The organism is Rhizobium sp. ZK1, from assembly GCF_047782645.1.
In the GTDB taxonomy this organism is placed as follows: domain Bacteria; phylum Pseudomonadota; class Alphaproteobacteria; order Rhizobiales; family Rhizobiaceae; genus Rhizobium.
On record NZ_CP180586.1, the window covers coordinates 3,293,813 to 3,307,399 of the forward strand.

The window sequence follows — 13,587 nt, forward strand, 5'->3', positions numbered from 1 at the left end:
TTAAGATTTCCAAGAGGTGCTGAAACTTGACACATGCCAGGCGCGGATGTCTGATTGCTGCACCGCAAGGAGACCTTCATGAGCGACGACCAAATCCCCGATGATAGCAAGCTCACGACGTCCAAGCGCCGCTGGGCGGCCGAGGGAAAGTTTCTGACCGGCCGCATCAGCCGCCCGGAAACCGAGCGCCTGCCACCCGGCCAGCATCTGGTCAAAAACTGGCCGGTCCTCGACCTCGGCCAGCAGCCGATTATTTCCATCGAGAGCTGGCGGCTGGAGGTTCTAGGTCTAGTCGAGACACCGCTCGACCTCAATTGGGCGGCCTTCCAGGCGCTGGAACAGAGCAGCATGGTCAGCGATATCCATTGTGTCACGACATGGTCTCGATACGATAACAAGTGGAAGGGCGTTGCCACCCGCGACCTGCTCGATCTCGCCATGCCGAAAGCGGAAGCCGGTTACGTCATGCTGACCAGCTATGACGGCTATACGACCAATCTGCCGCTTTCCGATTTCGCTGCTGAAGACGCCATTCTCGCCACCGCATGGGAGGGTTTGCCGCTGACCCGCGATCACGGCGGACCGATGCGCCTCGTCGTTCCGCACCTTTATTTTTGGAAAAGCGCCAAATGGCTGCGCCGTATCGATCTGCTGCCGACCGACAAGGCCGGCTTCTGGGAAAAGAACGGCTACCATATGTATGGCGATCCGTGGCGCGAGCAGCGCTATTCGGAAGACTGAAGCCGAAGACACCGCCTGACCGCAAAGACCCCTAAGGCGACGATCGCTGAAAATCCGCTCAGCGAAGCCATGCTCGCCGGATGCCGCGGGATTTCACTCCAGCGCGGACCTACCACATCGGCGGTATTGAAACCTTCTCCACTGAAGCGGCAGGTTACCAGTGAAAGGCCGCGGCTGACCATGTCGGCATCGACGTCCGATGCAATCTCCCCTGCCGCAGCCGCCTCGTGCGGCATGTCGCGCAATGCCATGAGCACCGCCTTTGTCGCGGCAAGGTAGGCATGCGCGCATTCGTTGAACGGGCTTTCTTCATCTGTCACGCTGCCCGGTATCCGACCCCAGAGACAGTAGGAATACTGGATTTCGGCATAATTCAGCACGCGCCGAAAAGGCTCGCTCGTATCCATTGCCTTTGAGGCGAGATCCATGATGCGCGTGCGATAATCGGAAATGACCGCCATCTCGCCGTGAGAGATCTCAGGTACAGGCAGGCCGCCATGACTGCCCTCGCCGCTGCGACTGTGCGCAGACGCGATGCCCGCGGTCATCAGGGCAAGGCCGAAGCAGATGGAGTGCAACGCGATTTTCATAAGACACCCCAAGTCCCGATACGGCTAATCACGAGCAGACAGGCCCATGAGAAAAGAGGGAGCAGTCGAAGCTCCCTCCCCGCCATCCTATCGATAAGCCGAACGAACCCCGGTTCCCACCCCGAGGCGCCGCTCCGCCAGCGCACCGAAGGCAAGGCCGAGCACCGACCACAGGATCATGTGCATAGCGATCGTCGTCGTGCGGAAGCGCCAAAGTAACATGGCAGAGAAATTCTCCGGCACTTCATTGATCGGCGGCAACAGATGCTCCACGAGGCCGATGAAGACGATGAAGGCAACACTCGCAATGATCGCAGCATTCCAGGCGCCGTAGTTCGACGTCAGCCGTCGCGCGAGAGCAATTGCTGCAACCATCGAGGCGGTGGAAACGACGATCATCAGGAAGAACAGCTCGGTGCGAACGCTGATCGTATCCGAGTTGCCGACAGCCGGCGGGTTGGCTGGATATTTGATGGCCGGAACAATGTCGATAGCGACGAAAGCAGCGACGGCGATGACGGCAGAAGTGCCGCGTACCGAAAGGCTGCTGAAGCGGCCCTGCACGAAAGCGAAGACAAGCGCGAACAGGCCGCCAATGGCGACACTATATACTATGACGCCGGTAAAGAGCCCAAGGCCCGCCTGTGTGGCACGGCTGACGATTTCCGGTTCGGCTGCCTGGCCGGCCGCCTGCGATATCGCCTCTTCGAAGGCAATGGCCGCATCGACGAGCGGCTCCCCGAAAAAGCGCGCAAAGGCAAAAACCAAGACGCCAGCAATCAGGCCCGCGACCATGCCGCGGAGCAGAAGATTTCCAACCATGTGAGAACCTCCCTTAGTGGCAGGGGAAGCCGAGAAGATGGCGGGCGTCATGCACGAATTCGTGCACATACATGCCGTTGAAGAGCGCCATTGCGCCTTCTTCAGTACCGACGAAATAGATGGCGATCAGCATCAGCAGGCCGCCGAAGATCGCCCAGGGCAGGATCTGGCCCACGGGGATCGGCGCGGGTGATGCGACGGGCGCAAAAGCGGTATCAGACATGTATTCCTCCGGGAATGACGCGTTCAGTCGAAGATCACGATTGCAGTAGGGTCTGACTTCCAACGCGAAGAACTTCGACACGCTGATCACAGTGGCGCGACCGCGCCGGACTTTCACCGGCTTCCAAACCTGCAACGTCACAGTTATATCTTTTCGTCAAAGAGACTGTCAACGAAACTTCATATGCGGGCGGCGGCCATCCCGCCCTATCTCCGGAGGGCGCGGAATATGACCACCCGGCTCACATGGATAAACCACGGCGCCACGGCGGCAAATCGCACCGCCTCCTTTCCGGTCGATGAGCCACTGGAGGAAAAGACCCTGGGCGAGGCCGCGATGCCGACACCAGGAAGGGCAGACAGGGTTTTTACGAGCCCGGCGTTGCGCGCCCGGCAGACGGTCGAGATGTTGGGTTTCGAAGCGACCGTTGCGCCGTCTCTGCGAGATTGCGACTACGGCCGCTGGGCCGGCAGGCCGCTCATGAGCCTTCACTCCGAAGAGCCCGAAAACATTGCTCTCTGGATGCCCGATCCCGAAGCCGCCCCCCACGAGGGAGAGAGCCTGCAACAGCTTGGCAGGCGCATCGCCGGCTGGATGAATGAGGAAATGCCGCTCGGCGGCCATGTCATCGCGGTTACCCATGCGGCCGTCATCCGCGCTGCGATTCTGAACGTGCTGAAGGCACCGCCGGCCGCTTTCTGGACGATCGATATCCAGCCGCTCGGCATGGCGCGCATGACGCATGACGGTCGCCGTTGGTCGCTGCGTTTCTGAACATTCCTCGTAAATTAGTCCAGCCTTACACAAGAAAACGCAGTCATACATATTGGACCCGGAATTCCGGGCTCTACATCCTTCCCCGAGGAGACGAAAAATGACCTATGACTGGAGTGGGGAGCGTACGCGGCGTCTGCGCATCGTGCGTATCGCAACTGTTGTCGCCGTTCTCGTCGGCGTAATAATCAGCCTACCATTGCTGATCAACGTCGCCTGAAAGTCAGAGTACGTCAAAGGCGGGCGCGCTACGGCCGCTCGCCTTTCTCTTTACCGATCTTATTGCCGGACCTGAGTGACCGAGACGAACGGGCTGAGCCGGCCCGGGATCGGCGGATCAGTGTTTGCTGCCCTTGGGTATTGCGGTGTGGGTGATCGAGACCGGATCGCTGGCAGGAAAAGTACCTTCCAATCCCTCGTCCAATTGCTGTTCCATCTCCTCCTCGTCATCCCGCGAACGAGCATTCCCTAACCCAGCTGGTTGCACCTTATCGCCCTCGCGGATTGGTGCCGTGGCGAAGCGCCTCATAACCTCTCTCGCCTTTTCCACCGCATTCAGCCGGTTCAATTGCTGGCCGCGATCACTCTTGATCTGCACGGAGACGACTTCGCCCCCGTCGCCCACGAACTCAACCGTGAAACCGCCTTTACCGCCATAGGCGGGGATGACCTGGGTGCCAACAAGCTGCATGGGATCGTCCTCTCTCCTGGATAGTCCCGGAAAACGGCTTGAGCAGCGCATTGGTTCCGCTTGGGACGGTCGGAGGTAATCAACTTTCAGCTCCAGTTCGTCCGACACGTGCTTTGCCTCTCCCACGGCCGCGAAAAGGTCAGGAAATTCGAACGGCAGATCGCCGGAGCCATGACATCCGGATACATCCGTTGGAAGGCATAGAGCGGCTAACGGTCGGAGGTTTGAAATTGCGGGAAAATTCGATGTATCTTGCGACATGGCAAAGGCTGCGCAACACGAAAAGCGTGCTTGCTTTCGATGAAAGCGCTACCGAATGCGTGGCATGTTCTCCAACAATTCGCCTTCAGGTTTCAATAAACATTTCAGACTTTCATGATATTTCCGCCGCGGGATGGAGATGGAGATGCTGATGCCAGAGTTCTTCAGGACCAGGGCGGGAAGGCAATGTCTGACGATCATGACGCTCGGTGCGGCGCTATGGATTTCAGGTGCCCTGCTGGATGTCGATAGCTCGCTCGTCACCTTCATGAGCAACTTCGAGGACTACGGCGCCGACAAGTTTGTGCTCGCCCTCGGCATCGCCGGCGCGATGAGTTTCATCTATTCCGTGATGCGCATTGCCGATCTTCGCAAGGAGATGCAGCTTCGCGATGCCGCCCAGGCCCGCGCCGACTGGATTGCCACCCACGACCATCTGACCAAGCTTCCGAACCGCTACGCCTTCGAACGTAAGATTCTGCCCAAGATTGCCGACAAGGAAGGCAATATTCCCGACGAGGCAAGGAACAACGTCACGATCTTCTCCGTCGATCTCGATGGTTTCAAGAAAGTCAACGATCTCGTTGGCCACAAAGGCGGCGATGTCCTGCTGGTCGAAGTGGCCAAGCGCATCTGCGCGCTGGGCAATGCCGATTGCGTCTACCGCTTCGGTGGCGATGAATTCATCATCATCGCCCTCGGCATGACCGCGGCGCGGGAGGAATGGTTTGCCAAAGTGCTCATCCAGGCGGTCACCCGCCCCATTCTGATCGACGGTTTTGCCGTCGAGGTCGGCGCCAGTGTAGGCTACGACCGCTGGAGCGAAGGGGCAGAGCCGCTGGAGGATGCTGCCCACCGCGCCGACCTTGCCATGTACGAGGCAAAATCCCGCGGCCCCAATCATCAACTGGTCTTCGAACCGTCCATGCAGGACAAAGTAGCGGAACGCGCATCGCTGGAAACCAAGCTGCGCGGCGCCATTCAGAACAAGGCAATCAAACCCCACTACCAGCCGCTGATCGATCTCAGGAGCGGCAGGGTCTGCGGCTTCGAGGCACTGGCCCGATGGACCGACGAAGACGGCATGCATATTCCGCCACCGGTCTTCATCGGCATCGCCGAAGAAACCGGCATGATCACCGAACTGTTCGAAAACCTCCTCACCCAGGCCTGCAGCGATGCGCTTACCTGGCCTGATCACGTCAGGCTTTCGTTCAACGTGTCGCCTGTGCAGATGGAGGACAAACTGCTTGCCTCGCGCATCCTCAAGGTGCTTGCGGCAAGTCGCCTGCCTGCCAGACGGCTGGAGGTGGAAATCACCGAAAACGCGCTGATCCAGGATCCGGCGATCGCGGCCCATATTCTCGATGAACTGCATGAGGCGGGCGTACAGATCGCGCTTGATGATTTCGGCACGGGCTATTCGAGCCTTGCGCAGCTCGCCCGCTACCGTTTCGACAAGATCAAGATCGACAAGGGCTTCATCGCCACCTGCCGGGAAGACGAGAAGCAGGAAAAAATCGTCCGCGCCATGCTTGCTCTCGGAAAAAGTCTCAACATTAAGACGACGGCAGAAGGTGTCGAGGAGCATGCACAGCTCACGTATCTGCTGCAGCTTGGCTGCGACATCGGCCAGGGCTATCTCTTCGGCAAAGCGATGCCCGCCGCAGAGACGGGCATCTTCATCGAAAGTCAAAATGCCAGCCTGGCCTCCACGGCCTGAACCAGGCAATTTCAGCAGCAAAAGTGCGAGAAGGTTTTGCGTCCGGAATTGCGTGAACAAACGTGGCCAGCCACGCGCCATCCCTCGCCTGACGCCTTCCGGGGACTGAATCGACAACCAAAAATTGCTCGCCAGGACAGAAGAGGCTTCCCACCCGACGCGATGACGCTAAGTTCGTTCATCGTCACGATTGCCGGGGAGCATCAAGCAACATGTCGTCGACCGATCTTCTCCTGACCTTCAATGCCGGTTCCTCAACGGTGAAGATCGGCATCTTTTCCATTGGGGATGGCAAGGTGCGGCGCATCGGCAAGGGCGTGATCGATTTCCGCGCCGAACCCCTCGCCTTCAGCCTGAAGGAAGGTCCGCAAACCTTCGACATGCCGCTGAAGGCCGAACTCACCGATGACCTGCATGCCGTCATCGACGAGACGTTCGAGCTGCTGTCGAAGCATTTCGATATCGGCACCGTGCGCACTGCCGGCCACCGCGTCGTTCACGGCGGCGATCGCTTCACCGCAGCGACGGCGCTCGATGATGCCGCGATCGAAGCGATTGACGCGCTTACACCGCTGGCACCCCTTCATCAACCGCAGGCGCTTCGCTTCATCCGCGCGCTGAAGCACCTGAAACCACATCTTGCCCAAACGGCCTCATTCGATACCGCCTTTCATGCCACGCAGATCGACCTCGTCCGCCGATTCGCCATCCCGCGCGCGCTTCACGACGAAGGTATCAAGCGCTACGGATTTCACGGCCTCTCCTACAAATTCATCGCTGGCGAGGTCGGCCGCAGGCTGTCGAATAAAGCGAAAATCGTCGCCGCGCATCTCGGCAGCGGCGCAAGCCTCTGCGCTCTGGAAAACGGTATCAGCCGCGACTGCAGCATGGGGTTTTCCACGCTGGACGGCATACCCATGGCCACCCGGCCCGGCTGGCTCGATCCCGGCGTGATCCTGCATCTGCTGCAGCAAAAGAAGCAGTCCGTCGATCAGCTGGAAGACATGCTCTACCATCGCTCCGGCCTGCTTGGCGTCTCCGGCATCAACGCAGATACTCGCGACCTTCTTGAGGACGGAAGCCCGCAAGCGCGCGAGGCGCTCGACCTCTTCACGCTGCGCATCGCTGGCGAGATCGGCCGCATGTCGATGACGCTCGGCGGGCTCGACGCCATCGTCTTTACCGCCGGGATCGGCGAGCACCAGCCGCAGATCCGCTCGGCGGTCATCCGGCATCTCGGCTGGCTCGGCCTTACGGTCGACGAAAAGGCAAATGCAGCCAATGGCTTCACGATCACGACACCCTCGAGCCGCATAACGGCGCATGTCATTGCCACGGACGAGGAACAGATCATCGCGCAGGAGGCACTCTCTATTCTTCGCTCCCGATGATCCAGATCAAGTGCGTGCCGGCGCTGGCCGCTAGAATTGACGTTGAACAAGTTTAAACGGGAGAAATCCATGGAAAAGCATGTCTCGACTCCATCCGTTCTTTCAGACGCAGAACTCGCGCTCATCGACCGCTACTGGCGCGCCGCCAACTATCTCTCAGTCGGCCAAATTTATCTTCTTTCCAATCCTCTCCTGCGCCAGCCCCTGAAGCCCGAACATATCAAGCCCCGCCTGCTCGGCCACTGGGGCACGACACCTGGCCTCAACTTCATCTACGTGCATCTGAACCGTGTCATCCGCGCCCGCGATCTCGATATCATCTATATGTGCGGTCCCGGTCATGGTGGGCCGGGCATGGTCGCCAATACCTATCTGGAAGGCATCTATAGCGAGATCTATCCCGATATAGCAGAAACGGAAGAGGGCATGCGCAAGCTTTTCCGCCAGTTCTCCTTCCCCGGCGGGATTCCGAGCCACGCGGCGCCGGAAACGCCCGGCTCCATCCATGAGGGCGGAGAGCTCGGCTATGCGCTCGTTCATGCCTATGGCGCAGCCTTTGACAATCCCGATCTGATCGTCGCCTGCGTCATCGGCGACGGCGAAGCCGAAACCGGCCCGCTGGCAGCGAGCTGGCATTCCAACAAGTTTCTGAACCCTGCCCGCGACGGCGCCGTTCTGCCGATCCTGCATTTGAACGGCTATAAGATCGCCAACCCGACCGTTCTCGGTCGTGCCGGTGACGAGGATCTGATGCATCTCTTCGAAGGTTATGGCTACGAGCCTTTCTTTGTCGAAGGCCACGAACCGGCCAAAATGCATCAGCAGATGGCCGCGACCTTCGAGACGGTCTTCGACCGTATCCGCGCCATTCAGAAGGAAGCGCGCGACGGCAAGGCGCCGCAGGACTGCCCGCGCTGGCCGATGATCGTGCTGCGCAGCCCCAAGGGTTGGACTGGCCCGAAGGAAGTGGACGGCAAGAAGGTCGAAGGCTTCTGGCGCGCCCATCAGGTGCCGGTCTCCAATTGCCGGGAGAACGACGGACACCGGAAAATCCTCGAAGACTGGATGCGCAGTTACGATCCGGAAGACCTCTTCGATGCCTCCGGCACGCTGAAGCCGGAACTGCGGGCACTTGCCCCGTCGGGCGAGCGCCGCATGGGTGCCAATCCACATGCCAATGGCGGTCTGCTGCGCAAAGAATTGAATACGCCCGATATCCGCGCCTACGAGGTGAAGGTGGAAAAGCGCGGCGATGCCATGGTGCAATCCACCGAAATCCTCGGACACTACCTGCGTGATACGCTGACGCTCAACGAAGCCAATGCGAACTTCCGCATTTTCGGCCCCGACGAAACGGAATCAAACCGCCTTGGCAGCATCTTCGAGGTCACCGACCGCGTCTGGATGGAGGAGATCGAACCTTATGATGTCAGCCTCTCCCGCGATGGCCGCGTCATGGAGGTTCTGAGCGAGCATCTTTGCCAGGGATGGCTGGAAGGCTACCTGCTGACGGGCCGGCACGGTCTCTTTTCCTGCTACGAGGCCTTCATCCACATCATCGACTCGATGTTCAACCAGCATGCCAAATGGTTGAAGGTCACCCGAGAGCTGGAGTGGAGGAAGCCGATCTCCTCGCTGAACTATCTGCTGACCTCGCATGTCTGGCGGCAGGATCACAACGGCTTCTCGCATCAGGACCCCGGCTTCGTCGATCTCGTCGCCAACAAGAAGGCCGATATCGTCCGCATCTACCTGCCGCCGGATGCGAACACGCTGCTCTGGGTCGGCGACCATTGCCTTAGGACTTATGACCGCATCAACGTCATCGTCGCCGGCAAACAGCCCGAGCCGCAATGGCTGACCATGGATGAGGCGGTGAAGCATTGTGAGGCCGGTATCGGCATCTGGGACTGGGCGAGCCATGAGGAGGATACGGTGGCGCCCGATGTCGTCATGGCCTGTGCCGGCGACGTGCCGACCATGGAGACGCTCGCCGCCGTCGATCTGCTGCACGAGCATGTCCCGGAACTGAAGATCCGCACCGTCAACGTAGTCGACCTGCTTGCCCTGCAATCGCAGGATCAGCATCCGCACGGCCTAACGGACGATGTCTTCGACGCGATCTTCACGTCGGACAGGCCCGTGATCTTCGCGTATCACGGCTATCCTTACCTCATCCACCGGCTGACCTATAAACGTACCAACCACCGCAACATCCATGTGCGCGGTTTCATCGAAGAGGGAACGACCACCACACCCTTCGACATGACCGTGCTCAACGAGCTCGACCGCTTCCACCTCGCGATCGAGGCGATCGAGCGCGTTCCGGGCCTGAAGGAAAAAGTGCCGGAAGTGCTGGAAAGCCTGAGAGCCAAGCTCGTCGAGCATCATGCCTATGTCCGCGAATATGGTGAGGATATGCCCGACGTTCGCAACTGGAAATGGCCCGCGGCCTGAGAGGAAGGGACAGCATCGGCCCTAAAATCGGAATCGATTTTCGGAAGTCTTATGCGTCAAATCAAAGGGTTAGAGCGTCCGTTGCCCGTCCGAACGGACACACGGCGCTCTAACCTACATGAAAAGGGCTGCACGGAAACCGCGCAGCCCTTCCCCAGCCGTGATGCAGGGTCACGATATTATATTATTGTCCGTTCTGCGTGCCGCTCGGCGTGGTCACGCCCGTCGGACCACCACCGCTGCCGTCAGGTGTCGGATCCCGGTCTGTGGCTTCCGGCGGCTTGATGGAGCCGGTTGCCGGATTATTGTCGAATGTGCCCTCGCCCGAGGGCTGCGCGTTGATCGGGTCCTGAGTTGTGGACGCGGTCGAAGCCGGTTCGTTGGTCGTGCCTGGCCAGATGGCGAAACTCGCCGCAGCGATCAGAATGACCAGAATGCCAGCTGCCAGCACGCCCCAGAGCGAAACGCTGCGCCGCTCATCGGCAAGCGTTTTTTCCTCTTCATAGGATGCCTGCCCGAGCGGCGTGCCTGTATTCTCATCCACAATTCGGTTCTTGTCGTCACCATATTGGGTCATCGCTTGATCCTCCAATCTGTGCGAGAGAAACCAAATGCGCGGGAAGATGTTCCATCGAGCAGGTTTTCTCGATCCATGCGGGCAGTGACAAGGACTTGCGTTCTTGACCGGACTGCACTTCCTCAACATCATCCATGACATCAAATCAGGAGTGATCCATGGCATTCGACGGCCGCCTGCTTTCCGGTGTCAGCACGCTTGCCGCAGTGGTCGAAAGCGGTAGCTTTGTCAAAGCGGCCGATGCACTCGGTCTTTCCGCCTCCGGCGTCAGCCGCGCCATATCAAGGCTGGAGGGCCGTGTCGGCGTACGCCTGCTCGACCGCACCACCCGCTCGGTTCGGCTGACGGATGAAGGCGCTCGTTTCTATGAACAGGTCGCTCCGCATCTGGATGGCATCGAAGAAGCCGCAACGCTTGCATCAGGCTCATCGCTGGCCGTTCGCGGCCGCCTGCGCGTCGATGTCGACCCGATCTTTTCGCGCATGGTGCTGGCGCCGCATCTGAGACAGTTCATGACCCGCTATCCGGGGCTCGAACTCGAATTGATAACTCGCGACCTGATGAGCGATCTCGTCGCTGACGGCATCGATATCGCCATCCGCTTCGGCCAGCAGCCGAGCTCTTCACGCATCGCCCGCAAGCTGATGGAAACCCGCGTTCTGACCGTCGCGACGCCAGCCTATCTCGCTGAGCATGGCACGCCGAGGACACCCGCCGAGATCGCCAGCCACTCCTGTATCCAGTTCCGCGATCCGCTGACCGGCCGGACCTTCGAATGGGAACTGCACAGAGGCAAGAAGATCGTGCCGCTCGACGCCCGTGGTTCGCTCCTGATGAGCGACCCCGGCACCATGCTCGATGCCTGCCTTGCCGGTGCCGGCATCGCCCAGGTGCTTGGCCTCAGCGTCAAGGATCTGCTTGCCGAAGGGCGCCTTGTCGAGCTCTACCCGGACTGGCCGGGCGAGACCTTCCCACTCTACGCAGTCCATCCCTCCCGGCATCACGTACCAGCCAAGGTCAGCGCCTTCATCGAATTCTGCCTCGAAATTATCAGCGACTAAAGAAGATCCAGCAAAAATGTACAGCGGTTCTGCGTCCGGAATTGCATGGAAACAAAGAGATGGAGCATTCCGTATTCAGGGAAAATGGAAATGCTCATCGGTCTTTGAAAGTTGGTGACAACCTTTCAGCCCATGTTCCGAACCCACCGGAACGTAGGTTATGAAATTCCACAACTGGAAACACCGCCGAGGAAAGCCATGAAGGGTTTAACCACCAGCCTCACTGCCTCCCGCCTGGAGGAAACGCTGGCCTTCTACATGACACCGGAGGCAGGCAGCCGCAACGAAGCCGACGACAAGAGCGAGAAAAGCGGAGCGGTGTCCACCAAGACGGCAGATCACATCGCCAAGCGCACGACACACCTCACGGCGCTGACGGAAAACTGAGCTTTTTTACTTTACGACCAGGACTGGAATACCCGCCTCGGAAAGAACCTCGGACGTCTGGCTGCCGAGCATGAGCCGCGAGATGCCGCGGCGGCCGTGCGAAGAAATAACGATCAGGCCGCAGCCCCGCTCCGCCGCCGTTTCCAGAATGGCCGTGGCCGGCGAAAGATGCACCTTGCTGACGAAGTCGGCAACCACACCGGCGCTCTTCGCCTTTTCCCTAATGATCTGCTCCAGATCCTCGATCTCTTTCCGACGACCCTCGTTGTAGCTGTCCATCGCCTCCGCCTGCACGATCCCCTGGAGCGCAAAACCGGTCAGCGGCACGATGACGCTCACGACTGTCACGGGAAGGTTGAGCGCCTTGGCAAGTGCAAGACCATGATCGACGCCCCGAGCGGCGAGTTCCGAACCGTCGGTGGGCAGCAATATGCGATTGTACATGGGAGATCCGTTTGCTGGCTGAATTCAGATGTAGAGGGAATTCAACCGCAATCGTAATCCCGCGCCTTGACGCAGGTCAACGCCGAGTCCTCGTTCAATAGGACGCCAGGACATGCCTCATCAATTCCAGAGGAAATCCTCGCTCGTGATCCGCGTGGCAAGCTTCAGCGTGCCGTCGGGCTGGACGACATAACGCTCGAACTCCCGATAACCGAACTCTCCGAGAAACGTGTGCTTGATGACAGTGCCGGGTTTATAAGGCGAATGGATAACCTTGCCGCCATAGGTCAAGCTGCCCGGGATCGGCTGGTCCTGCGTCGTCGTGCTGCAGCCGGCAGCCACAAGAAGCATTGCGACAACTGCGTATTTCATTGCAGATCCCCGGTACAGTGCACCTGTCGGTCGAAATTATAGCGTCTGCGCCGCTGCGACGCACTTATTGTTTTGCTTTTGGGGACAAGTGGCAGCGGACGCCCGTTGTGGTCATGACGGCGCCTGCCTCAAAATAAACCGTCGCGTGCACTGGTACGTCTCTTGCATCGTTAACAATACGCCATCCCATCAGGAGTATTGTGTAATGGAATGGGACACCTCGATCGAATTTGATCCGGTGATTCTTGTCTTTAAGGATCCCGACAGGATCCTTTCCATCAGGACGGCCATGGGAGCCGCCAACGCACTCATAAACGAGTTCCCCTGCAACGACGGAGAGGCGTTTCTTGCTGCGATTGAAATCTGTCTGGAGGTCGTGAAGGGCAACGCCGGACCGGAGCAACTCAGATCGGCGATAATTCGTGCAGCAAACGAGGCTGGCGTTACGGCTATCGATGTGCTGAACTGACTGTTCAACACGACAACGCTCGCTACCTTTGGGTGCGTGCCTCCGCCTCCCCCATATCTGCGTTGTGTGTTGCTTCCAACAATGTTTCGCCACTCTAGCGTCAGGCTCCGGCATCCCTCGTATTCCGGTGCCGAGGTCGCTTTGAGGAAGGCTCTGATTGCCATAGATCTGCTTCTCGTTGCGGCCACTGAACTCTTATAAAAACGGTGCGGTATCAGACCTTGGTCCGATTGTAGACCGCGGTCCGTCCGCTAGTTTCCGTTCTGCTGTTCGTCCAGAGTCAGTACGAAGAGGGTGTCTCTCCCTGACCGGAAGCTACCCTTTTCAATTTCTTCTTGAGATTTCGCCAAATGGCCTTGGCAGCTTCTTCGCCCTCGGGCAGTGCCCCCACCCATTTGAATGTTGGTGGCAATAGGGCCTATGCTCTCAATTTCGTCTTTTCTGATTAGGGAGACGAGGGACGATCCAATTGTCCATATAGCCGTTGAGAGGATGAAATACCTCTTGGCTAACCGCCCAATAGAGAGACGCCTGCCATTACGAAATCAAGGGATGGCTATCGGGAATAACCGGGCCGGACTTGTCGGCTGTTTGATGGTAGCGG

At 59.0% G+C, this 13,587-nt stretch carries 15 protein-coding genes and 1 riboswitch; of the genes, 8 read left to right on the forward strand and 7 right to left on the reverse strand.

Annotation, left to right across the window (positions count from 1 at the left end; genetic code table 11):
* The first annotated feature begins 78 nt into the window (after positions 1 to 78).
* Positions 79 to 741, forward strand: a complete 663-nt coding sequence (locus ACK9YZ_RS16850) for a sulfite oxidase-like oxidoreductase (RefSeq protein WP_216755767.1) — start codon at positions 79 to 81, stop codon at positions 739 to 741.
* Here the strand turns inward: ACK9YZ_RS16850 and ACK9YZ_RS16855 are convergent.
* The 3 genes from ACK9YZ_RS16855 to ACK9YZ_RS16865 all read right to left on the reverse strand — a co-directional run bounded on the left by ACK9YZ_RS16855 (position 726) and on the right by ACK9YZ_RS16865 (position 2,376).
* Complete coding sequence (locus ACK9YZ_RS16855; RefSeq protein ID WP_416064577.1) at positions 726 to 1,331, reverse strand: hypothetical protein; 606 nt, start codon at positions 1,329 to 1,331, stop codon at positions 726 to 728. The two genes, ACK9YZ_RS16850 and ACK9YZ_RS16855, sit on opposite strands and share 16 nt — an antisense overlap.
* Positions 1,332 to 1,418: 87 nt before the next feature.
* Entirely contained in the window at positions 1,419 to 2,153 is a 735-nt protein-coding gene (locus ACK9YZ_RS16860; protein ID WP_416064578.1) for a CbtA family protein, read from the reverse strand.
* Positions 2,154 to 2,166: 13 nt separating this feature from the next.
* On the reverse strand, positions 2,167 to 2,376 hold the full coding sequence (locus tag ACK9YZ_RS16865; protein ID WP_416064579.1) for a CbtB domain-containing protein: 210 nt from the start codon (positions 2,374 to 2,376) through the stop codon (positions 2,167 to 2,169).
* A 50-nt stretch (positions 2,377 to 2,426) separates the two neighbouring features.
* Positions 2,427 to 2,501, reverse strand: a riboswitch (cobalamin riboswitch).
* A 103-nt stretch (positions 2,502 to 2,604) separates the two neighbouring features.
* Between ACK9YZ_RS16865 and ACK9YZ_RS16870 the strand changes: the two genes are divergently transcribed.
* Positions 2,605 to 3,150 carry a histidine phosphatase family protein gene (locus ACK9YZ_RS16870; protein WP_416064580.1) on the forward strand — a complete coding sequence of 182 codons (546 nt, stop codon included), beginning with the start codon at positions 2,605 to 2,607 and terminating at the stop codon, positions 3,148 to 3,150.
* A 337-nt stretch (positions 3,151 to 3,487) separates the two neighbouring features.
* On the opposite strand, the gene ACK9YZ_RS16875 is transcribed toward ACK9YZ_RS16870, so the two are convergent.
* On the reverse strand, positions 3,488 to 3,841 hold the full coding sequence (locus ACK9YZ_RS16875; RefSeq protein ID WP_216755772.1) for a hypothetical protein: 354 nt from the start codon (positions 3,839 to 3,841) through the stop codon (positions 3,488 to 3,490).
* Between the two features lie 412 nt (positions 3,842 to 4,253).
* Between ACK9YZ_RS16875 and ACK9YZ_RS16880 the strand changes: the two genes are divergently transcribed.
* The 3 genes from ACK9YZ_RS16880 to ACK9YZ_RS16890 all read left to right on the forward strand — a co-directional run bounded on the left by ACK9YZ_RS16880 (position 4,254) and on the right by ACK9YZ_RS16890 (position 9,673).
* Positions 4,254 to 5,825: a putative bifunctional diguanylate cyclase/phosphodiesterase gene (locus tag ACK9YZ_RS16880; protein WP_416064581.1), complete on the forward strand. Its 1,572-nt coding sequence runs from the start codon at positions 4,254 to 4,256 to the stop codon at positions 5,823 to 5,825.
* A gap of 212 nt (positions 5,826 to 6,037) precedes the next feature.
* A complete protein-coding gene (locus ACK9YZ_RS16885; protein WP_416064582.1) occupies positions 6,038 to 7,216 on the forward strand; it encodes an acetate/propionate family kinase in 1,179 nt (392 codons plus the stop codon).
* A gap of 69 nt (positions 7,217 to 7,285) precedes the next feature.
* A complete protein-coding gene (locus ACK9YZ_RS16890; protein ID WP_416064583.1) occupies positions 7,286 to 9,673 on the forward strand; it encodes a phosphoketolase in 2,388 nt (795 codons plus the stop codon).
* A gap of 184 nt (positions 9,674 to 9,857) precedes the next feature.
* Here ACK9YZ_RS16890 and ACK9YZ_RS16895 read toward each other — a convergent pair whose 3' ends face one another.
* Positions 9,858 to 10,250 carry a hypothetical protein gene (locus tag ACK9YZ_RS16895; protein WP_416064584.1) on the reverse strand — a complete coding sequence of 131 codons (393 nt, stop codon included), beginning with the start codon at positions 10,248 to 10,250 and terminating at the stop codon, positions 9,858 to 9,860.
* A 158-nt stretch (positions 10,251 to 10,408) separates the two neighbouring features.
* Between ACK9YZ_RS16895 and ACK9YZ_RS16900 the strand changes: the two genes are divergently transcribed.
* Together ACK9YZ_RS16900 and ACK9YZ_RS16905 are read left to right on the forward strand one after the other, a co-directional pair.
* The gene (locus ACK9YZ_RS16900; RefSeq protein WP_416064585.1) at positions 10,409 to 11,311 is read left to right on the forward strand and encodes a LysR family transcriptional regulator; all 903 of its coding nucleotides are present in this window, start codon (positions 10,409 to 10,411) and stop codon (positions 11,309 to 11,311) included.
* Positions 11,312 to 11,509: 198 nt separating this feature from the next.
* Positions 11,510 to 11,698 carry a hypothetical protein gene (locus tag ACK9YZ_RS16905; protein ID WP_216755777.1) on the forward strand — a complete coding sequence of 63 codons (189 nt, stop codon included), beginning with the start codon at positions 11,510 to 11,512 and terminating at the stop codon, positions 11,696 to 11,698.
* 6 nt (positions 11,699 to 11,704) lie between these two features.
* Here ACK9YZ_RS16905 and ACK9YZ_RS16910 read toward each other — a convergent pair whose 3' ends face one another.
* Together ACK9YZ_RS16910 and ACK9YZ_RS16915 are read right to left on the reverse strand one after the other, a co-directional pair.
* Positions 11,705 to 12,142, reverse strand: coding sequence for a universal stress protein (locus ACK9YZ_RS16910; RefSeq protein WP_216755778.1), 438 nt, complete (start codon positions 12,140 to 12,142; stop codon positions 11,705 to 11,707).
* A 120-nt stretch (positions 12,143 to 12,262) separates the two neighbouring features.
* Positions 12,263 to 12,514: a hypothetical protein gene (locus tag ACK9YZ_RS16915; RefSeq protein ID WP_216755779.1), complete on the reverse strand. Its 252-nt coding sequence runs from the start codon at positions 12,512 to 12,514 to the stop codon at positions 12,263 to 12,265.
* A 205-nt stretch (positions 12,515 to 12,719) separates the two neighbouring features.
* Here ACK9YZ_RS16915 and ACK9YZ_RS16920 point away from each other — a divergent pair, with 205 nt between their 5' ends.
* Positions 12,720 to 12,983 (forward strand): DUF982 domain-containing protein, encoded by a 264-nt coding sequence (locus tag ACK9YZ_RS16920; protein ID WP_416064586.1) that lies wholly within the window; start codon positions 12,720 to 12,722, stop codon positions 12,981 to 12,983.
* Positions 12,984 to 13,587: the final 604 nt, after the last annotated feature.